General features: G+C 42.7%; 20 protein-coding genes. 6 read left to right on the top strand and 14 right to left on the bottom strand.

Annotated elements, in window-relative coordinates; translation table 11 throughout:
- Window positions 1–22 precede the first annotated feature (22 nt).
- The 3 genes from Q4533_RS02815 to Q4533_RS02805 form a co-directional block, all read right to left on the bottom strand.
- A complete protein-coding gene (locus Q4533_RS02815) occupies window positions 23–622 on the bottom strand; it encodes an HAD family hydrolase (RefSeq protein ID WP_303501783.1) in 600 nt (199 codons plus the stop codon).
- 92 nt (window positions 623–714) lie between these two features.
- A complete protein-coding gene (locus Q4533_RS02810) occupies window positions 715–1278 on the bottom strand; it encodes a CIA30 family protein (protein ID WP_102438403.1) in 564 nt (187 codons plus the stop codon).
- Window positions 1279–1458: 180 nt separating this feature from the next.
- A complete protein-coding gene (locus Q4533_RS02805; protein WP_198589932.1) occupies window positions 1459–2835 on the bottom strand; it encodes a DUF4397 domain-containing protein in 1377 nt (458 codons plus the stop codon).
- A gap of 212 nt (window positions 2836–3047) precedes the next feature.
- On the opposite strand from Q4533_RS02805, the gene Q4533_RS02800 reads away from it, so the two are divergent.
- Entirely contained in the window at window positions 3048–4346 is a 1299-nt protein-coding gene (locus tag Q4533_RS02800; protein ID WP_303501781.1) for an endonuclease/exonuclease/phosphatase family protein, read from the top strand.
- Window positions 4347–4437: 91 nt separating this feature from the next.
- Here Q4533_RS02800 and pepN read toward each other — a convergent pair whose 3' ends face one another.
- The 6 genes from pepN to Q4533_RS02770 form a co-directional block, all read right to left on the bottom strand.
- Window positions 4438–7071 carry an aminopeptidase N gene (gene pepN / locus Q4533_RS02795; RefSeq protein ID WP_303501779.1) on the bottom strand — a complete coding sequence of 878 codons (2634 nt, stop codon included), beginning with the start codon at window positions 7069–7071 and terminating at the stop codon, window positions 4438–4440.
- A gap of 97 nt (window positions 7072–7168) precedes the next feature.
- Window positions 7169–7762: a penicillin-binding protein activator LpoB gene (gene lpoB, locus Q4533_RS02790; protein WP_175609517.1), complete on the bottom strand. Its 594-nt coding sequence runs from the start codon at window positions 7760–7762 to the stop codon at window positions 7169–7171.
- A gap of 68 nt (window positions 7763–7830) precedes the next feature.
- Complete coding sequence (locus tag Q4533_RS02785; RefSeq protein WP_102438410.1) at window positions 7831–9198, bottom strand: COG3014 family protein; 1368 nt, start codon at window positions 9196–9198, stop codon at window positions 7831–7833.
- Window positions 9198–9734 carry a peptide deformylase gene (gene def, locus Q4533_RS02780; RefSeq protein WP_102438412.1) on the bottom strand — a complete coding sequence of 179 codons (537 nt, stop codon included), beginning with the start codon at window positions 9732–9734 and terminating at the stop codon, window positions 9198–9200. The genes Q4533_RS02785 and def overlap by 1 nt, the downstream gene beginning before the upstream one ends.
- A 134-nt stretch (window positions 9735–9868) precedes the next feature.
- Complete coding sequence (locus Q4533_RS02775) at window positions 9869–10081, bottom strand: SlyX family protein (protein WP_076540726.1); 213 nt, start codon at window positions 10079–10081, stop codon at window positions 9869–9871.
- A gap of 21 nt (window positions 10082–10102) precedes the next feature.
- A complete protein-coding gene (locus Q4533_RS02770) occupies window positions 10103–11068 on the bottom strand; it encodes a WD40 repeat domain-containing protein (protein ID WP_102438414.1) in 966 nt (321 codons plus the stop codon).
- Between the two features lie 150 nt (window positions 11069–11218).
- On the opposite strand from Q4533_RS02770, the gene fkpA reads away from it, so the two are divergent.
- Window positions 11219–11971, top strand: coding sequence for an FKBP-type peptidyl-prolyl cis-trans isomerase (gene fkpA / locus Q4533_RS02765; protein ID WP_102438416.1), 753 nt, complete (start codon window positions 11219–11221; stop codon window positions 11969–11971).
- A gap of 55 nt (window positions 11972–12026) precedes the next feature.
- Here the strand turns inward: fkpA and Q4533_RS02760 are convergent, their stop codons facing one another.
- Window positions 12027–12995 carry a zinc transporter ZntB gene (locus Q4533_RS02760; protein WP_303460749.1) on the bottom strand — a complete coding sequence of 323 codons (969 nt, stop codon included), beginning with the start codon at window positions 12993–12995 and terminating at the stop codon, window positions 12027–12029.
- Window positions 12996–13252: 257 nt separating this feature from the next.
- On the opposite strand from Q4533_RS02760, the gene Q4533_RS02755 reads away from it, so the two are divergent.
- Window positions 13253–13624: a YacL family protein gene (locus tag Q4533_RS02755; RefSeq protein ID WP_102438420.1), complete on the top strand. Its 372-nt coding sequence runs from the start codon at window positions 13253–13255 to the stop codon at window positions 13622–13624.
- A 138-nt stretch (window positions 13625–13762) separates the two neighbouring features.
- On the opposite strand, the gene Q4533_RS02750 is transcribed toward Q4533_RS02755, so the two are convergent.
- The gene (locus tag Q4533_RS02750; RefSeq protein ID WP_102438422.1) at window positions 13763–14392 is read right to left on the bottom strand and encodes a response regulator; all 630 of its coding nucleotides are present in this window, start codon (window positions 14390–14392) and stop codon (window positions 13763–13765) included.
- Window positions 14385–16121, bottom strand: a complete 1737-nt coding sequence (gene narQ / locus Q4533_RS02745; protein WP_303501776.1) for a nitrate/nitrite two-component system sensor histidine kinase NarQ — start codon at window positions 16119–16121, stop codon at window positions 14385–14387. Before narQ ends, Q4533_RS02750 begins: the two co-directional genes overlap by 8 nt.
- Before the next feature lie 249 nt (window positions 16122–16370).
- Here narQ and nrfA point away from each other — a divergent pair, with 249 nt between their 5' ends.
- Both nrfA and Q4533_RS02735 read left to right on the top strand, forming a co-directional pair.
- On the top strand, window positions 16371–17765 hold the full coding sequence (gene nrfA, locus Q4533_RS02740; protein WP_303412006.1) for an ammonia-forming nitrite reductase cytochrome c552 subunit: 1395 nt from the start codon (window positions 16371–16373) through the stop codon (window positions 17763–17765).
- A 115-nt stretch (window positions 17766–17880) separates the two neighbouring features.
- Window positions 17881–18306, top strand: coding sequence for a GFA family protein (locus Q4533_RS02735; protein ID WP_303501774.1), 426 nt, complete (start codon window positions 17881–17883; stop codon window positions 18304–18306).
- Window positions 18307–18376: 70 nt separating this feature from the next.
- Here Q4533_RS02735 and Q4533_RS02730 read toward each other — a convergent pair whose 3' ends face one another.
- On the bottom strand, window positions 18377–20002 hold the full coding sequence (locus Q4533_RS02730) for a pitrilysin family protein (protein ID WP_303501771.1): 1626 nt from the start codon (window positions 20000–20002) through the stop codon (window positions 18377–18379).
- Complete coding sequence (locus Q4533_RS02725) at window positions 19999–21279, bottom strand: pitrilysin family protein (RefSeq protein ID WP_303501769.1); 1281 nt, start codon at window positions 21277–21279, stop codon at window positions 19999–20001. Before Q4533_RS02725 ends, Q4533_RS02730 begins: the two co-directional genes overlap by 4 nt.
- 55 nt (window positions 21280–21334) lie before the next feature.
- Between Q4533_RS02725 and Q4533_RS02720 the strand changes: the two genes are divergently transcribed.
- A complete protein-coding gene (locus Q4533_RS02720; protein WP_303501767.1) occupies window positions 21335–21559 on the top strand; it encodes a hypothetical protein in 225 nt (74 codons plus the stop codon).
- Window positions 21560–21665 lie beyond the last annotated feature (106 nt).

Below are 21665 nucleotides of genomic sequence, written 5' to 3'. Positions count from 1 at the left end.
CGCCCCTAAAGTAGCGAGTTAACTAGCTATTAGACGCCATAATCGCGTGTTGTAATTGCAGTAAATCATTAACGATAAAATCTGCCTGAGATTGATAATCAGGCTGCTTATTATGATTAATAAAAACCGACTTCATCCCCGCATTTTTCGCCGCTTGAATATCATATAAATAATCGCCCACATAAATCAGTGACGCAGGGTCTAAATCCCAAGTGGTGGCGATGGCCAGCAGTGCATCTGGGGCGGGTTTGGCGGGATAACATTCGCGGGTTAATACCAGTTCGAGATTGATATTATTTTGTCTAAGCTTGGTGGCGGTAGCTGCTTTACTGTTGCGGGTAACAATGGCGCTGGGCAAACTTAACTGTTCAATGCTGCTGAGCAATTCTTGCATATGCGGCAAGGCCTTGGCGTTAGTGGCATCTTGTGTTTCATGGGCCAAGATAATTTGGTTGGCTCTATCTTGCAAAGGCGGATGGGTAATATCGGCGACAAAATCCAGTAGGTCAACATCGCATGGGCAACCTAATTCCTGTTTTATTTGGCTAAAATCCAGTGCTGATTCAACCAAGGTGCCATCTAAATCAAAAATGACGCCTTTAATGCCGGCCAAACTTTTCATTGCTAATCCTTGCAGTCAAAAATAGGGTGTTGATGGGCGATAGCCTTTCGCGCTCATGCTCTGATTCTACTCAGCTTGTGCTTAGCTTTTGCTTATATGTGGCTATCAAATACCAGCGTATCTAAGGTAATACTAAATGGGCCTTGCTGCTTGGCGGCGATCAGTAAACCAATGCGGCTGATATCAGCAAATTTTAACGCTGGCGCGCTGATATTTCTACCCCGAAAACGTGGCTGAAAATCTGTCACGGTAAATGTGTGTTCACTCCATTGCCCCGCTTGCGTATCAAAGTCGGCGGCATAGGCTTCACCAAAACTCAGTTTGGCGGTTTTTAGGCGTAATTGATAGCGTTTACCGTCACCAAAGACCCTAAGGGTAATACGGTCACTATAAGGGGCTGTTTGACGTAATTGAAACTCTATCGAGGCAAAGCCGCCATTATTATCTAGCGAGACATTACCGCTAAATACGGCATTTTGGCCTTGTTGAGAGTCAAGCTGACTTGCCGATAATCCGCCCATTACCGTGTCATTACTTATTCTGCCCTCTTTGACATGATTGGGGTTATCAAACTGAATTTCCATGGCGAAAGCCTTTATGCTGAGTAAATGAAATAACACCAAAGTGACAATATAAAGCGGAAATAACTTTAGCATAATGCTGTGCCTCAAGGTTGTTTAGCTGGCATTTAAGTTGAGTTATGGTTTTGATTGATGATTTTAGTAAAAAAAGCGACTTATCTGGGTGAGGGATAAGTCGCAAAAGGTAACGCAGGGACGGGTAAATCGTGTTTAATCAATACTCATACTGGGTAGATATCAGTATTGAATTGGTTGTTACTCTTCTTCGGCAACAAAGTCATCCATTAGAATAACTGAAAACATAGAAGTGTCATTTTCTGCATCCACTGCAGCAACGCTGTATAGCCCATTTGCAGCTAAGCTCACTGGCAGTGGACCAATGGCAACAGTTTTAGTACCTGTTACAGTGACGCTTACGGTGTAATCACCTGGTGCAACACTTAAACTACCTGACGCTGCTTTAAATGGTACATCTGTTAGCGCAGGCTCTGATGCACTGATGTCGGCTGTAGGGGTGAGGTAAACATCGACATTACCCGCTGAGTACGAAGCGTGGATGACGTTTAATCTAGCTTCAGTTGCAATGCGGCGAGTGTGCTCGGCAAAGGCCCAAGGGCTAATGTCGTTGTCAGATAAAGAGCCGACAGCGAGCACTGAGTAGCTGGCACCTAGCATTAAATCGACTTCGGCATCTTTAATCACTTCAACTGAGTTATCAGCATCAGCTGCCACAGTGACTGTGTGCATGCCTTCTGGGATGTTGACGTAACCTGCAAATTGACCAAACGATAGCATGTCAATGGCGGGAGTCATGCTGCCATCAAGAAACACATCAACAGCAGGTGCGTCTGCTACGGCATGGACTACACGGATGTCGCTACCACTGCTCACATCATTTAAAAGTACTTGTGCATCTGGTAATGCCACTAACAGCGCGACAGGTGAGTCTCCTGACCATTCATTTGGGATTGCCGAAATGAAGTAATCATTACCTGCGGCTAAATTGACTGTGCCTGAATCAAACACCACGGTTTTGTCACCATTTGGGGTAATTCGAATTTGATAATCAGCGGTCGGCACTTCAAGCTGATCACTGTTATCCATGTAATTGGCCGATAAGGTTGGCTCCATCATGGCGATGTCTGCCATTGGCTCGGTAACGTAAATATCCACTAAACCCACATCAGGAGCAGCATGTAATACTTGCACTCGGGCATTGTCTGCGGTGATATCGGCTTTTTCATTGGCAACCAATTTGAGCATCAAGTTTTCATCGCTGACGTTACCTAAAGCAACGGCGGTATATTCCATATCTGCAGCGGCGGCTAAGTCGGCTGACAATACCGTTGTAGTGGTGCCATCTGCAAGCTTTGCATCTACGGTAATGGCGTAGGTTGAGGCTTCAACTTCTAACAAACCACTTGAAACGGCGTAATCGACATCGGCTAATAACTGAGCGCCATCGGCAGTGACATTAACCATAGGCGCATCGCTTGATGCGTGAATAACGCGTACTTGGGCATATTCAATATTGGGGGTTTCTTCAATAACAATTTTGTCATCGTCATCATCTGAACAAGCGGTTAGGGCGATTAGTGAAAAGCACAGACCAAGGGAGTATTTCCGTTTCATCTTTATATCCTCAAATTCATTTTGTCGTATTGTCATGTCGATGGGTAATACGGCACTTGCTAATTTAGGATCATGTTTTTATTTAATCTTTAAACACAATTGTTGGTTTTAGAGATTCTAATAGGGTGATTTTTAGTCGGTATGACAAACATCGACATAGGGGTGAATAGGGGATAATCTGTAGTCTTAATCGGTGTTGTAAGGTGTCGCGTGTGAGTTTAAAAAGCCGTCAAAATACTCTGAATAAAGCTCTTAAAAATAATCTAGAAAAAGATCTGCAAAAGGATCAAAATAATGATCTGTTACTGCCAATAGCGGCAGATGTCGCTGCTGAAATCGACGCTGACATTCCCCCTAAAGTTGCACAAAAAACTGAGCGCCAGTTTCGGGTAGCCTCGTTTAATTTATTCAACTTCATCGAGCCACCTGCAGCTTATTATGATTTTGAAAATATTTATTCCCATCAGCAGTGGCAAAAAAAATGTCGCTGGTTAACTGACTATCTCACTGAGCAGCAACCTGACATGATTGGTTTTCAAGAAGTCTTTAGCCCCGATGCTTTAAAAGCATTATTGCTCCCTTTAGGCTATGACTATTTTGCGGTATTAGATGAGCCCACCTTAGTCAGTGACTATGTTTATCAAAGCCCTGTAGTGGCGCTGGCTTCTAAATTTCCGATAACCGAAACTGCCTTAATCAGCGTTGATAAATCACTATTGCCACTGATGGGCATTGCCAGTGATTTTAGCTTTAGCCGCCAACCGTTACTGGCAAGGGTTAACATTCCCAACTTTGGTGAGTGCGAGTGTTACGTGGTGCATTTAAAGTCTAAACGCAGTGGCATGGGTATCGACACTTTAGCCGATACTGGCATGACTGGCGGCGCTGATATTATGGCCAGACAAGCCCTTGGTACATGGGCATCGAATATGCAAAGGGGCAGTGAAGCGGCATTACTATTTTATGAAATTGCCAAACGCCGCCAGGCTAATCAGCTGCCGGTGTTATTAATGGGTGATTTTAACGATTCTATTCAAAGCACAGCACTGGAGGCTTTTAGGGCTAACAGCAAGCGAGTGTTTAGAAGCGATATTATCGATCCAAACCTTAAAGTATTGAATGACGTTAATCTTAAAGCTGAGTTTGAACGCTTTAGTTTATTTGATAGTTATGAATTGTTTCAAGCAGGGCAAAAGCTCAATGCCACCTTAGCCCAAGATGAATATGAATCTAGTGTTAATGCAGATGAATCGACTAGCGATATTGATGATGCGCCAGCGCCTGATTTACATCAGCATGATAGGCCAGCAACCCATTATTATGGCAATACCGGCTCGGTTTTAGATTATATTTTGGCAAGTTGTGAGTTTGATGCCTCGCATCCAAGAAACTTAGCTGAGGTCAGCGCCTATCAAACCTATGATAGACACTTAGTTAGGCCAGAATATGAACGTGACAGTGATAGTACTGATCACGCGCCTATTATGATGACCTTTAGCGTTAGGCGCTAGGCTAACGTGAGTTCAAAAAGCTAGCGCGAGTTCAAAAAGCTAGTGCTAGTTCAAAAAGCTAGTGCTAGTTCAAAAAGCTAGCGCTCGCTTATTATCTTGCTAAGGCCTCACTCATGCTGACACAGGTTTGTTCCTGTTGGCGGGCTTCTAACAGTGCCCGCCGAGTCATTTTCGATAATCCCGTTTGGGTATTTAACACTTCAGATAAAGTTTCAATATTGGCATTGGTGCAGTCCATGGGGATTAATGCTCGGTTGTAAGCGCGCATAAATACCGGGCCTTTTTTATCAATCTCACTTAGCGTATCTAAACGCTGCTCCGCAGTAGCGGCGCTCAGTAATTTTTGTTCGCTTGGATAAAGGTGATTCATGGCGATACGGGCTTTGGCAAAGGGCAGTCGGCTGTCATCTTGTATCTTGTGTAGCCATTGACGTTTAAGGCTAGCTTGAGGGCGAGACACTTCTGCGGCAATGGCAGATTTTTGGCCACTGTCGCTGTTATCTTGTTGTTTTTCGTTTGCCAGCAACGCCGCGCTATTAGGGTAATCATAGCGATTTAATTGAATGATTATTTTCCAGCGTAAATCCTGACTGATAGTTAACCCTTTAATCGGCGCAATGCCAGCCAAGATATCGGCTAAGTGCCCAAGGGCGGCATTGTCGCTGGCTAAGCTAATATAAGCATCAAACCAACGGCGCTGAAAATCAGCATCGTCGTGGTGCTCCATGGTCATGCGTAAACTCATTTGTGTTAGCGCTTTGCTGACTTTAGTGGCATAAGATTTATGGTTAGGCGCCATGCTATGAAGGTTTTTTTGCACCTCTGTTAAGTAGCCAATGACTTGGCCTAAAATGGTGTAGTCTTTTTCTAATGGGGCATTAACTAAGGCGACATTAATAAACTGCTTTAATGAGGTGTGGCCATCGCTAACACTGTCCCACATGCTTTGCCATAACATTGACCGCAGTAATGGGTCACTGACCTTAGCTAACTGCTGCTTTACCGTGTTAAACGAGCGCTGATCTAACTCAACCTTTACAAAGCCCCAATCATCAAAATTTGGGTAAACCAAGTCTGGGCAATACTCGCCTACAAGTTCAGGTACCTCGGTAATGGCGCCTTTATAAGTGACCGCTACCGTGGTGCTATGGTGAATAAAATGCCGCGCTGCTCTAAATAATGCCACTTGTACTTTTTGTTCTCGCAGGGTGGCAAAGTCTTCACTTGGGGCGCTTTGTAGCAATGAAAACTTGCTGATGCGATGGTCTTTACATTGGTATTGGGCTGTTAAGGTGTTAACCCCAGCTTGGTACAGCCACTCTTGTGTCCACTGGCTTAAGTCGCGATTACTGGCTTTGGCAAGGCTATTAATAAAATCCGCTAACTGGGCATTTTGATAACTGTATGTTTTAAGGTATTGCTGCACACCTTGTTGGAATGTCTCAGCGCCCAGTAAATGGCGTAATTGCATTAACACCGACGCGCCTTTTGAATAGGTAATAGCATCAATATTATCAAAGGCATTATTGCTACTGGCCACAGGAACTTCGATGGGGTGAGTGGTCACTAGGCTATCTTGCTGATACGCCTTTAGCTTGCCACTGGCGTAAAAGCTGCGCCAAGCGTGGTTAAATTCGGTGGCTTCGCTGGTGGCCAAGGTGCCCATAAAGGAGGCAAAGCTTTCGTTGAGCCATAAGCCATTCCACCATTTCATGGTCACTAAATTGCCAAACCACTGGTGCGCCATTTCATGCATGATAACCCCAGCTAACCGCTGCCTTTGGGCGGCGGTCATGGTGTCTTTTACCATAAAGCGGCTTTCTGAGTAGGTAATAGCGCCAGCATTCTCCATCGCGCCATAGAGAAAATCAGGCACTAATAATTGGTCGTACTTTTTAAAAGGGTAGTCAATACCAAAGTAATCATCGAAGAAGCTGAGGCCTTGCTTGGTGTAAGTAAACCAATCTTGATAGTTAACTTGCTCAGCCACAGATTGGCGGGCAAATAAACGCATGGGGTAATTGCCGGAGTTATCTTGCCACACATGATAAGGCCCAGCATGCATTGAGAAGTTATAAGGGCTCAGTTTTGGCGTCGCTGGGAAAGTCCAAATTTTGCTGTCGCCAAGATCTTCAATATGGGTTTCAGCCATGGTGCTTATCACCTGCCAGCTTGGCGGCGCTTCAACAGTAATTTGAAAGCTGGCTTTTAAATCGGGTTGGTCAAACACGGCAAACATTTGCTGGGCAGCAGCGGGTTCAAAATGGGAATACAAATATACCTTGCCATCAACGGGGTCTTCAAAGCGATGCAAGCCCTCGCCATTGGTACTGTGCTCGCGGCTGTAGCTTATCTCAATGGTGTTTTTGCCACTTGATAAAAGCAGCGGGTTAATGGTGAGGTATGCGCCATTGTAGTTAGGGTAAAGGCTTTTGCCATTAATCAATAATTTGCTGATATTGGCTTGGTTTAAGTCGATGGTTAATGCTTCTGCTGTGCTTGCAAGGCTAAAATCTATTTTGCTAATGGCCTCAAAACGGGTTTCACCAGTGAGGGTAAAACTGAGTTGGTAATCTACCTCTGACACCACATTTGAGCGAGCTTTAGCTTGGCCCTGAGTGATGTTCGCGCTGCCATCTCGGGGTTTGATATTGGGCGCGGTGGCATTACAGGCAAATAAACTGGAGCAGACCAGTGCAATAAGCGCAGACTTAAACGAGTTCACAAATTCTTCCCTAACCTAATTTGATGTTTTTATTATTGTTATTTTTGCTATAAAAAAGCCGACGTGACGTCGGCTTATGATTGTAAATCGAATAGGCTTACATGCCTAAGAAAGACTTCGATTTTACTTTACGGATTTCTTTTTCATCAGACCATTCAATTAAGCCTGTTTCAAGGTCCATAAGACGCATGGTCATTTTATAGTAAACATCTTTAGTGCTGCCATCTTGTTTTACTATGCTAGAAAGATTGCCGTATAGCATGTATTGCGCGCCCACTTGGCGGCCAAACTTAATCGCAGTTGATGGGTCGACCATGCCAGCATTGTTTTGGTAATCAAGCTGCTTGCGCACTGAATCGACTTTGGTCATGTCAATAAAGCGGAACTTACCTGAGCGTAATAGCTTGTTACTGATGGTGTCAGTGACTGATTCAGTGTCGATGTGCTCTGAGGTTTTATTTTTAATTTTATCAACGAAAATAATTGGGCGATCGTTTTGGGTCATTACGATCACTGGTGGGAAGGTTAACATGCTGTCGACCATTTTGGCGGCAATGACTTGTAGATCCGTTGAACCGAAGTTTTCATTCACGGTTTCTACTTCTGTGGCATCGCCATACTCAACCTTAGATTGACACGCTGATAGCCCAATAACCGCAGCTAAAACAAAAATCAGTTTAAAATGTTTCATAGTAAGTTCCATGTTAGATAAAAGGTAAAGTTGTTGTTTTTAAAAAGTCGCGTTAAATAGGAGTCGTATTAAATTATTATTGAATAAAAACGGGTTTGATTGCCAGTTTCTATTACCCAAATTAAGGTGGCCCGATTAGCGTGTACATTAATGGTCGCAGCTGGGCTGTTACCTAGGCTGACTTGATAGGCGCCTGGCTCAATATATTGGCGCGCTATTTGCGCTTGCCTTGGCAGCGTTAGCCAACTTCTTCTGTCGGCTTGCTCTGTTACTACATTGAAAATTTGCATTAATATGGCGGCGGCATCGGCTTCATTATTACGGCGTTTACTGCCACTTTCGACGCTGCGAGTAAACTCTGATTTAGTATAGACCCGCGCGGCTTGTCGAACCAATGCGCCGGGTAAATCTTCTTTTAAGGCATTAATGGCTAAGGCATCGATATTGGCAATGGGCTCAGCTTTTAGCACTGTGCCAAAACCTTGAATGATTGAGGGCGGGATCACTTGGTTATAGGGCTGGTAAGTGGCTAATGACACCGTTTGCCAGTTGCCATGAATTGTAAACGGCACGGTCAGGCTTTGTTTTTCGGGGACAAAGCCACGTTCAACCACCATCACCACCTGACCTTGGCCTTGTTTAGGTAAAATGGCATCTCCCCAACGGCGTTTGAATTCATCATATTGCGGCATTGAAAGTTGCTTGGCTAACCTGACTAAATCTTGTTGGAGGTATTTATTATTCGGGCTTATTTGAGCCGCTTTACGGTAATCAATATAGGCATCATTGGGCTCGCCGAGTAATTCATGTAGTAAACCTGTGGTGTAATAGCTGTAGGCATTTAAAAAGGAGCTGGTGACAGTGCCAGCCGCTGAGCCTAATTTATTTAATTCGCTATCAATGGTGCCATTAGCCATGGCTTGCACTGATTTTTGCGATTTTTGGTAGCGCGCCTGCTCACTGCTTTGCAGCTCATTACTGCGGCGCACTTCAATTAACGCCCCTTGGGGATCGCCGGCAAATAAATAGTTAAAGGCTTGGTATTGATGCACCATAATGCGCTCATAGCCTGGGCCGCGATATGGAATGGCATTGTCGTTTAATACTAGGCTACTGGCGGTGGCGGTTAAGTCTGAGGCGCTAATAACGGCTCTGTCATCAAAGGCTTGATAGGCTTTGATGGCTTGTTGGTAATAATTTTTACTGGCATCAAAATCACCCGATATTTGCGCTACTCGGCCAGCTTCTTGGGCGTAAAGTAGGCCATCATTGGTATCAATTTCACCGGCCAACTCATTAAGTTTGGCGCTGGGTGTTGGGCCACTGAGTTGCTGTTTAATCGGCGCAATTTGCGAAGGGTAGTTAATCAGCACACTATTATAAGCGCAGCCTGATAACAGGATTGGCAATAGGAAAATACTGCTCAGTGCTTTCATTAGCATACGTCCTGCAACCGTGATTTTTCTTGGTCGAAGGCCTGTTGCTGATCTGGCATATTTATCCTTTCTAGCAAAGTAATACCTTGTAAATGATCAAATTCATGTTGAAAAATGCGGGCATCAAAGCCGCTCAACTGTTGTGTTACCCACTTACCGCTTAAGGTTTGGTATTCCACGTTAATGTGTTTATGCCGATAGACGCTAACACGCTGGTTATCGATTGATAAGCATCCCTCTGTAGCCGCTTCCACCTCTAACGAACTGCTAATTATTTGTGGGTTGATAACTATGGTTGCTTGGCTTGTGGGTATTGAGGGATAGCGCGCATTTGGCCTTGAATGCATAATAAATACCGCTTTATTACTAAACACTTGTGGCGCAGCGATCCCGACTCCATTGGCTGCCAACATAGTAGCCATCATATCGTCGGTTAGCTGAACCAGAGCTTGATCAAAAGTAACAACGGGCTGAGTTTGGTGAGTTAAAATAGCGGCACCGGTTTTAGCAATCGTTAGAATGTTACTTTCTAGCATATAATCCCTTACTGAAAATTCAGCTTGATAACATCAAGCGAATTCTTGACTCTTTAATGTTAATAATAAAGCGACCACGTTATCTAAAAGCTAGCTCATAGCGGCTTAGCTCATCATGGCTTATATAGCATAGATTAATAATGTGGCGGTGGTGTTTCATCTGCTTGAGAAGCCATATTACTGGGTTCAATCGCTTGTAGTTTATTGACGATTAATGACAATTGATGTTGCTGAAACGCAACAAGGTCATTTAATTTAATCACTTCTTGATTGAGATCTTCAATGGTTGCTTCTTGAAAAGCGACTTTCATTTCTAAATCATCAATTTTTTGATGTACATCTTGCATTAATCTTCTCCAAACATGGCACTATTTTAAGTTGCCCCATGTTTCTACTAAACCTTGATTACTGATACTGATGATGTTTTGATTTTCATCACTTGCAATAGAGTATACAACGGCACCTCTATTTTGGCTGTTTTTCGTCAGCTGAATTTGCCTTGTTGTTTGTTTTTTACCAGTTTTTGTATCCCATAATATAATTTCTTTGGAAGGTGAGCCTGTTATTAGCTGTTTATCTTGATGAATAAACCTGGCACTACTAAAGGTCATTTGGCGTCGGTTTATGGCCAATTGCGATTGCTGTGCGCCAGTGTCATTGTGATAGATATAGGCATGACCTTTAATATCACTGACAAAACTCAAGCTGCCGCGCTGATTCAATTGTACTTTACTAAGGCGTGACTCAAGTTGCCATTGCTGAATCGGTTGGCCTGTTTGTGCTTGCCACAAGATAACAGAGCCATCATTGGAGCCTGTTAGTGCCCGCTGGCCATCAGCGGAAATTGACACGCTTGAAACGCGCTCATTATGGCCCAAAAATTTAATCAGATTTTTTTCTGGTGCCAATGACATTACTGAGCCATCAATTAATCCCACTAGGGTTTGGGCATTATTAGCAATGGCCACCGATTGTGCTGATGCGGGCAAGGACCACCAGCCAATGGATTTACCACTTTGGATATTCCAAATCACTAATGAGCTATTAGATAATGTCGCGGCATAATGCGCATTGGCAGAGATCGCTGTATCAAAGACGCTATTATCGCTTTCGCTAGCACTATTGCCATGCTGCCAATGGTATTTTAGCTGGTTAGCCTTGAGATCCCACCATAAAATCCCATTACTTGCTGTACTAACAAGTGCATATTGGCCATCTTCAGATAAGCTGGCGCTGTAACTGGCATCATCAGTGACGCTAAAGACGTGTGTGGCAGAGGGATGACAACCTATGAGTAAGCAAATGCAAAATATCAGCATTATGATCCTAACCATGAACTTACTCCCATAAATGTTGTCTCATTGGCGTTGATATGACTTACGGCCATTGCTAAAAACACTTTAATTAGTATAAAGTGGCCAAATATATACAAATTTTACATTTAAAGGTTATTGTAACCGCTCAAGAGTGCTGAGGAAGCTTTAATGAAATCTATTTACAAATTATCGTTAGTTGCATTGGCTGTAGTTGGTCTAACTGCGTGTAATCAAGAGCAAGAAGTTGTTGCTAAAAAAGTTGAATTAACAACGGATGCACAAAAAGAAGCTTACAGTGTTGGTGGTTCTATTGGCCGTTACATGGCGGGTCATATTACTGAACAAGAAGAGTTAGGGTTTGCAGTTGATAGAACTTTAGTTATCCAAGGTTTTAGCGATGGTTTAGCTGATACGCTAGAGTTAACTGAAGAAGAGATGCAAGTGGTTCTTCAAGGTTTAGACACTAAATTAAACGAAAAGCGTACTGAGCAAGCTGCATTATTAGCCAGCAAAGCGGTTGAAGAAGGTAAAAAGTTCCTTGAAACCAACAAAGCTAAAGAAGGCGTAGTAACCACAGAATCTGGTTTACAGTACGAAGTACTTGAAGCGGGTGCAGGTGACACTCCAGTTGCTGAAGACACGGTTGAAGTACACTATAAAGGTACTTTGATTGACGGTACTGAGTTTGATAGCTCATACAGCCGTGGTGAGCCAGCTAAGTTCCCACTAAACCGCGTTATTCCTGGTTGGACTGAAGGTGTTCAATTAATGCCTGTTGGTGCTAAGTACAAGTTCGTTATCCCATCAGAACTTGCTTACGGCGAACGTGATACTGGTACTATCCCAGCTAATTCAACCTTAGTATTTGAAGTTGAATTGCTGTCTATCGAAAAAGCACAAGCGGCACCAGCTGCGCAGTAATTTTTCGAATAATAAAAAAGGACGCCAAGCGTCCTTTTTTATTGTCTGAAAATCACTACAACCATTTAAAGCGATAAAATAGCCACATTTGCAGCGCAATAATGGCAAACAGTCCTGCACAAAATAAGCTGAACGCTAAATGGCTATCAGTACCAGGTATGCCGCCAATATTGACCCCAAGCAAGCCCGTTAAAAAGCCCAATGGTAAAAATATTGCTGAGATCAGTGACAGAAAATAAAGCCGTTTATTAAGCTGCTCAGATTGCACTGATTGCAGCTGCTCTTGAGTGACGCTGGCTCTATCACGCACCGCATCTAAATCCTCAATGACCCGAATGAGCACTTCATTAATTTCTCTAATGCGAAGCTTATGCTCAGTATTAAAGAGCAAGTGGCTGTCATTGAGTAGCCGCGAAAAAGCATCCCGTTGGGGCGAAAAGTATCGCCGTAAAATAACCGTTTGCTTACGCAGATCAGCAATATCGGAGCGTAAAGTTTGGCTGTTATGCTCAGACACCTGCTCATCAAGATTATCTAGTTCATCTTCAAGATTATGGATGAGTTCTACTTTTCTGTGGGTTAAACGTTCACATAAAGAGATAAGAAAATCAGCACTAGAATCAATAGAACCAGGTGAGCTTATTATCTGTTGAGCAATATCTTTTACCGATTGTAGTGGCCGTTCACAGGTAGAGATTATCCGCTGTGGCTGGGCGAAAACGCGCATCGACACCATGTCTTCTGGCGCTGAATTGGGGTTAAGGTTAACTCCGCGTAAAGCCATTAATATACCATCTGCAGTGCTAAGAGCCCTTGGGCGAGTGTGCTCTGCCAGTAGGGTGTCTGTTTCAGTGGCGGGTAATTGGGCGTTGTTAATCCACGCTATGGCATCGGCTGCGCTATAACGCAGATGTAGCCACAATAAACCATCTGCAGGCTGCCATTGGTTAACTTGCTCAGGTGTTAAACTTTGACCAGCATTAGGACCTGATAACAATAAGCAATATATAAAACCTGATTCCATATGATTCCTTATACCTAGGCGGTATGGTGTATGGTTTAAAAGCGGATTTATCTTGTTGGTAATGCCTATCCTATCACTTAGCATTAAATATACCGCTAACTATTTAACCTACTTGCTAATGCCTTATTAAGGCATTTTAGATGCTGTAAGTTTAAATACCATTCGGGGTATTTTTAATTATTTACTGGCTGTAATTAAGCAGTTTGCATCAATATCAGTTAAAATAGACTTAATGCCTTATTTAATTGAGCTTTACCATGGAATATGAATTTCGCCGTAATAGTCTAGACGGCACCGTGTTTGCAGAATTCAGTATGGAGCATGCGATACTCGGACGATTTTTTGCTGAGCAACTTGGTACTGATAAATCCCAATGCCACGATATTTTGCAGCAAATTGAACAAATTAGGGCCAGCAAAAAAGCAGGCTGGTCGTGGCAAAGTAACGATTTGTCTATCGCGATTGACAGTGAGCAGGTGCGGATTTATACCAATGCCATTGATTTTGATGAAGACTTTGACTTGGAAGAGTCAATGAATATGTATGATGCAGAGTCAGAAGCCTTTTGTGGTTTAGAAGACTTTGAAAGTGCCTTAAAGAGTTGGGTTGAGTTTATCGCCAGAGCCTAGTTGATGTTTCGTCAGGCATCTTGACCTTATAGCTGTTTATTATTGCTTTAGAGATAAAAATGGATGATAGCCAGTGGCTGTCATCCATTTTTTTATGGCCTAAACACTTTCAATGGGCACAAGTAGCTGCGACTGAAGTTAGTGGTTTAAGTATCTTACCGCCATTTCAGTTCTTGATTTAGCATTGGCTTTACGTAATAAGTTTTTCACGTGAACTTTTACCGTACCTTCACTGATATGTAAATCTTCAGCGACCACGCGGTTGCTTTTACCTTCGGCAAGCTCTTTGAGAATTTGCAATTCACGTGGGGTTAACGAGGCTATCCAAGTTTCATCATTATCAGCATTTTTCAGCTCATAAATGTATTCTTCGACCTCATCACTAATAACGCGATGGCCAAGCATGGCTTTTTTAAGCTGCTCTAATAATAAATCTGGCTCAGTATCTTTAAGTAAATAGCCGTCAGCGCCAGCGCGTAATAGCCGCACCACATCTTGTTTAGCATCAGACACGGTCAAGATCACAATACGAGCAGTGACTCCTTCTTGACGCATAGCATTTAAGGTATCTAAGCCTGACATGCCTTTCATATTAAGGTCGAGCAAAATAATATCAGGTTCGTCTTCACCTATTGCGGTTAATGCATCTAACCCCGTTCCGGCTTCACCAAATAGTTTAAAATCGCTATCTGAGGTTATTAACTGACAGATGCCACGCCGAAGTAGAGGGTGGTCATCAACTACGAGTACAGAATAAGGTTTACCCATTTAAAGGCTCCTGCTGGGGTGGAAATACGAGGGAAACAGTTGTGCCGCCTTGCGGATTATTGTCAAACTTTACCGTGCCGTGCAATTTAGTTGCACGCTCATGCATGATGCCGATGCCAAAATGTTGATCCCGCTCTTTTAAGTGAGAGACACCAATGCCGTCATCTTTTATGTTGATTTGTATCATACCAGAGTCTGCTAAAAAACAATCAATAACTATTTTATTTGGCTTGGCATGTTTTATGGCATTAATGGTTGCTTCACGCATTAAATGTAGCACATGAATATGCTGGCTTGAGGAAAATAGGTGCTGCGAAAGGCTATATTTAAGCTCAATGTTAATGCCAGATTGCTTACGTAACTCACTAATCATGACTTCAATGGCTTGGTTTAAATTAGGCTCTTTAATGGTTAAGCGGAAGGTGGATAATAGTTCTCGTAATTGACCGTATGCTACGCTAACACCTTCATTAATATCAGCTAATTGTGATGCTACTTTCTCAGTTTTATGTGCTGGTTGAATTTGTTTTCCTAATAAACTCACCTGAATTTTTAAATATGATAATAGCTGACCTAGAGAGTCGTGTAGCTCTCTGGCAATCACGGCGCGCTCTTCCATTAAAGCTAATTGCTGGCGCTCTTCGGTGGCATTATGGATCACAATAGAGCGGGTTAGCATCATAGCGAAATTGACAAATAACATGTTATTGATCGGCTTTAGAGAAATAACTTCCAGATAACCTAAGGTTTTATTTTCCAGTTTAAGGTCAAACTTAACAGGGATTAGTTTGCTTTCTTTATTTAGGATATGTTCAGGTGATGGCCAGCCTGTATCAGCCTCAATGGTATCGATTGAATGGTCATCATGTTCGATAACAAGGCGTAAAAAATCAAGACTTTCAAATTGCTGCAGCTGGTTTAATGCTAAGCCCAATGCTTTGTAATCCAGTCTGTCAGCATGAAGCATAATTAAGTTGTCATATAAAAAACTCAACTCATTATTGGCGCGAGTTAAGGCAGTGGTTTTTTCATTCACTTGGCCTTCTAAGTCTTGATATAGCCTATCAAGCTCGGCGGCGGTCTTTTTGAAAGCGACCCCTAATGAGTGCAGCTCTATATAGTCTGTGGCTGGCACCTCAACGTTAAATTTTCCTTTAGATATTGAATTGGCCACATCCATTAATTGCAGTATCGGTTGCACCATCTTTTTGCGGGTATAGCGGGTCGCAAAACTTGCCACTATTAGCATTAAAAATAAACCGATTATTTGGCTTATAACTAATGCTCTGAGCTTAAATGCCGCAAATCGCTCCATTTCTAGCACCAGTAAATCAATAGTATCAACAAAGTCTTTTAGGGCAGCGGTATAGAGTGGTTTTTCATTATTTTCAATGAAATAACGCATTTGTTGCCATTTATCAATGACCAATAAATATTGGTCAGAAAGCTCTTTCGGGCTATACCAAGCATTGGAGCGCTGCAGTGCTTCAGACCCCAAGGTTTCTTCAAACTGATTTATTTTTTCATTCAATAACTGTGGTTCTCGCTCTAAAAATAACTTTAAGCGGTAACTTTGCATTCTTAATGAACCAGAGGCATTAATGGCTCGGGCATCGCCAATACTAAATGAAAGATTAATAATTGAGTACACAGCTAGGCTGGAAGAAATAAATATTAGTACTAACATTAGTCTCAATATTGTTGATGTGAGACTGCCTCGCTGCGCCATGAGTTACCCAACTTAAGTATATTATTGAACACAAAGTACTCAATTTTTTCATTGAGAGTCTTGTCATTATGTTAACAGAATAGCAAATATGTGACATACAACATATTAACACTTTGATCTAGCGCAAGCTTATTGCTTAATACTCATTAAGGGGTATTCTTAATTGAACCTTAAATGTATAAGTTTGCCAATAGAGATGTCGTGATTATTCAAATATAAAATGTAACACGGAGATGAACGGTGATGAAGATGAAAGGAAAGATTGTTGCACTAAGTGCATTATTAGCAAGCAGTTTTATGATGACTAGTGCAATGGCTAGTGATAAAACAGAACCTAGAAATGAAGTATATAAAGATAAGTACAAGCTTCAATATGAAACTTGGCATGCTACCTCAGAAAGTGATGAAATTGTTGATGTGTTAGCTCAAGATCCAAACCTTGTTGTGTTATGGGCAGGTTACGGCTTTGCTAAGGATTACAATAAAGCACGTGGTCACCATTATACCGTGACTGACTTACGTAATACATTACGTACTGGCGCACCAACAGGACCTGATGACGGCCCAATGCCTATGGCATGTTGGAGCTGTAAAAGCCCTGATGTACCTCGCATGATCGAAGAGCAAGGCGAAGACGGTTACTTCAAAGGTAAATGGGCTAAAGGCGGTCCTGAAATCGTTAACAGTCTTGGCTGTGGCGATTGTCATGAAAAAGGTTCACCAAAACTACGTATTTCTCGTCCATATGTTGATCGCGCTCTAGTAGCAATTGATAAGCCATTTGATAAAGCTTCTCGTAAAGACAAGCAATCTATGGTTTGTGGTCAATGTCACGTTGAGTACTACTTCGAGAAAACTGAAGAAAATAAAGGTTTCGTGAAATTCCCTTGGGATAACGGTACAACTGTTGAAGAAATGGAAGTTTACTACGATGCCATCAATTTCTCTGATTGGACTCACGCTATTTCTAAAACACCTATGCTAAAAGCTCAACATCCTGGTTATGAAACTTGGATGCAAGGTATGCACGGTAAGAACAACGTAAGTTGTACTGACTGTCACATGCCACGTGTTGCTAAAGCAAATGGTAAAGGTAAGTTTACCGATCATAAAGTGGGTAACCCATTTGATCGTTTCGAAGAAACTTGTGCAACTTGTCATAAAGGCAAGACTAAAGAGTTCATGATGGAAGTAACACATGCTAATCAAAAAAGTGTTACAGAAATCAAGCTAAGAGCTGAAACTCAACTTGTACACGCTCACTTCGAAGCGGGTGCTGCATGGGACGCTGGTGCAACTGAAGCTGAAATGAAGCCTATCCTAATGGATATCCGTCACAGCCAGTGGCGTTGGGACTTTGCAACTGCATCTCACGGTGTTGCTGCACATGCTCCAGCTGAAGCATTACGTATTTTAGGTGGCGCTGTTGATAAAGCCGCTGATGCACGTATCAAGCTAGCTCAACTACTTGCTGTTAAAGGCGTTAAAATGCCAATCGCTATCCCTGATATCTCTACTAAAGAGAAAGCACAGGAAGCACTTGGCATGGATATGGACAAAATGAATGCTGATAAGCAAAGATTCTTAAAAGAACTTGCGCCTAAGTGGGATGCTGAAGCTGAAAAGCGCGAAGCGACTTACTAATTAGCACTATTACTTAGGTAATTATGTCTCTTAAAAGCCCTCTTGTGAGGGCTTTTTTATTGGCATAAATTTGTGCTTTAATTAAGGTTTACAGGATTAACAACAGGATGTTTATATGGATGATAAATCAACTGAACAGGCTGTGATGCTAACGGGTGGCTGTTTGTGCGGCGCAATTCGCTATCAAGTCAGTGCTGCGCCGTTTGATGCCGATTATTGCCATTGTGTGCAGTGTCAAAAATCATCTGGGGCAGTGTTTCAAGCTTGGATGGACTTTAAGTTTGAGCAGATAAGCTGGATCGCTGGCGCAGTGACTGAATATGCCTCTTCTGAGCATATACTAAGGGGCTTTTGCGCTCAGTGTGGCTGTACTATGAGTTATCGAGACCGCCGCTATCCTGATTATTACACTTTAACCATCGCATCCCTTGATAAGCCAAGTTCAGTGAAACCCAATTACCACATTTATACTCAAAATCAGGTTAGCTGGCTTAATATTGTCGACGATTGTCAGCGTTATCAATATGAAAGAAGCAGTTGATTGATTTTGATCGACTTCAGCTGCTGTTCATTGTTGCTTCAAATACAGCTAATTTTCGCTTCAAATACAGTTAATCAGGCTCTAACTGCCTAAGCTCCCATGTGGGCAGTTTTTGCTGTAGGTCTGCGCTGATTTTGTCGGCATCACCGCGCAGTACTACGATAGGCGTGGTTAGGCTCAAGGTGTTGGCCTGTTGCAATAATTGCATCGGAGTCAGTTGTTGAAGTTGCTTCATCCCTTGGCTAAATTCAGCCGTGGTTTGGCCGCTTAATAATTGACGGATGTAGAGGCTTTCTTTACCAAATGGGCTATCAAGGCTAAGTTGCTGCTTACCTTGTAAGTAGGTCACAGTGGCATTGATTTCGTTTTGTGAGGCGGTTTGCTCAGTGATAAGGCTTAAATGATCCAGCATCCCTTTTATAAAAGCGCTTGAGTTTTCTAATGCGGTGCTGCCATAAAAATACATATATTGACTCAATGGCGCATTGACGCAGCGGCCATAAACCCCATAGCTTAAGCCGCGCACTTCACGTAAATCATAAAATAACCGCCCTGAATAACCTCTACCTAATAGCGCGGCAATCATCTGACAAGTATTGGCATCTTGCACTGTCGCATCAGCTGTAGCTGTGACGAGTCCAATTCTGACTTGGGTCTGCACAGTGTCTGGCGCATCAATGATATAAAGGATTTTATCCTTTGCAGTGCTGGTTTCAACTGTGCTTGAATTTATAGTGCTTGCTTTAGCACTTGTTTGAGCGCTTGTTTGAGCGCTTGAATCGAAAGCTGAATGACTTGAATCTGGCTTTTCTGTTAATAGCCAACTCGGCAGCGATGTGACGTGCTGAGCTATTTGAGTCTTTGAGCTATTCGTTTTTAAGCTATTCGTTTTTAAGGTATTTGCTTTTAAGGTCTGCGCTTTTGTATTGGTTAATTGCGGGCTAAATTGTGGCGCAAACAAGTGCCACTGCAGCTGTTGTCGCAGCTCAGTGTGCAATGCAGATAAGCTGGAATGGGTTAACTCATCAATCACAGCGTTATTATTGATGTTTTGGTTGTAAGGGTGTTGGCTGCCCAGTAATTGCTTTCTAAAGGCGAGATCTATTTCGCTACCAGTGAAAGCGCCTATGTGCTTATTCAATTTAAGATTGCGTTTGATAGTGGCAATATTGACCTCATTCACCGCTTGGTTATCCCAAAACTGCCACAGTAGTTCCGATTTAAGCTTTGTGGTTGCCATACAATTAATACTGATGCCGATACTGTGCAGGCTGGCCCTAAAGCGCATGCTGTCATAACAGGCTGCTTGCACGGCGGTTAGCACTTGAGTATTGGCCATGTGTTTTTGCCGTTGTTTGAAGGCTGCGATAATAATATCGGGGTTAGCAATGGCAGCCTCTTTTGATATGCCGACTAAGTAAAGATGATTACCTTGCTGGGCAAAGGAGTCAGCAGTTAATGACCATTGATGTAAAAAACTATTTGTAGTCAATGACATGGTTTGCGGCGAGACTATTGCGCTTAATGGCAATTGTACTTTTTCACTACCGAATACCGGCAAATCGTTATAATTTGCTAAATTGGGCGGCTGTGCAGGGGTGAAACTAATAGGTGCATGCTGACAAGCCTGTTGTGAGCAGATAAAGACAGCTAAGCCGATTATTTTTGCCCAGAGAATTGAATGCGACTTTTTCATAATGCCCACTCTTCTAAAGATTCAGCCATCCCTTGGGGTAACCATTCAAGTAAGGTTTTGCCCCAGCGAATGTACCAAGGCGGCAGTAAATCAAGGCGAACTTGTTTGCCGATAAAGTATTGCTGGGTGACAGTTTTAATATCATCGCTAGTGACTTGGTTTATGCGCTGCCATGGCTGAGTGAGCGGCAAGAATTTATCGCGACTGGCGGTATTTGATAAATGAATAGCCAATTGTTGACTATCAGTAAAGTTAATTAGCGTGTCATTAAGGGCAATACTTTTAAGTTGGCACAATACATTGGGCTCAATACCTTGGCTGGCGACTTGCTTAAGGATAGTACTGACTAGTTGATTAAGTTCATCTAATGAGGTGTTGGCTCTGGGGACCAATACCAGATTAGTGACGCCGTGATTGTCCATGGTTAATGGCACTGAATAACTGAGCATATGGGGCGGGTTGGCAAGGCTTGCTTTGGTTAATGCATTGGCGATATTTTGAAAAAGATAGCTTTGCAGTAATGAAATTGCCTCAAAATCGCGATCTTGTCTGCCTACCGTATGCCAAGCCAGCAATAATGCAGGCCATGGGCCGCGAGTATCGATGATTTCAGCGTGGATAGCGTTAGTCTTTGTACCTAGATCGATTTTGCTAAATTTATCTTGCGGATGAGTGGGAGCTTGCCAGTGGCCAAAGTACTTTGTTAGCCAGTCAGCACTTCGGTCATTGAGTTGGCCAACCAAGGATATTTGCATGGCATCGGGGCGGTAATAGCGTTGATGAAACGCATTGAGCTCAGCTGCGCTAGCACTTTGAACATCTTGTTTACTGCCAATGATGGCATGGCCATATTGACTGCCCTTTACTTGCGATAATAAAAACTCCATCGCCTTTCGAATGTAGGGTTGATTATCAATGCTGGTGGCCATTTCTTCTAACACCGCGCCTTGCTGATTTTTGACTGTGGTTGCTGACAGTTGCGGTTGCGTAAATCTGTCTGACTCTAAAAACAGGCTCAGCGCTAAGGCTTGGGCTGGAATAGTTAAATAATAATTGGTGTAGTCAAAGTGGGTACTGGCGTTAAAACGTGCTCCAAGGGCACTCATTTGTTGTGGGTAGCTATCATCGGGGGCATTTTTACTGCCTTTAAACAGTAAATGCTCAAATAAGTGCGCATAACCCGTTTGCCCTGTTTGCTCATTACGGGAGCCCACATTAAATTGCGAGGCAATGGCCACCGTATTGAGACTGGGTAAATTCACTTGGCGAATAATCAAACCATTATCCAGTTCACTGAGGGCGATCTGCTGTTCAAGTATTTGAAGCTTAGTTATGCCATCAGTGAGGTCACACTGCTGGGCTATTGATCTTGATTCGGTCAATGACGCTGATGTAGATGTAGATGTAGATGTAGATGTAGATAGTGATGTAGATAGTGATGTGGGGGAACTGGCAATAGCTGGGCTGATGAAGCCACTCAAGGTTATTGATAGCAAGGTTACTGATAGTAAAGCAGAAATGGCAGTGATGGCTTTCAATCTATTACCCAGTGTATAAAGTGAACCCTTGATTTAGGTTACTGAGTATTGATAAAGAGCTCAAGCACTTATCAATGAAATATTCATATGGTAAGTGCTTGAATATAGGTGTTTAACAAAATGAC

Source organism: Shewanella sp. 6_MG-2023, assembly GCF_030547195.1.
Lineage (GTDB): Bacteria > Pseudomonadota > Gammaproteobacteria > Enterobacterales > Shewanellaceae > Shewanella.
The sequence above is the reverse complement of the archived record's forward strand: the minus strand, read 5'-3'. Positions and strand labels throughout refer to the sequence as shown.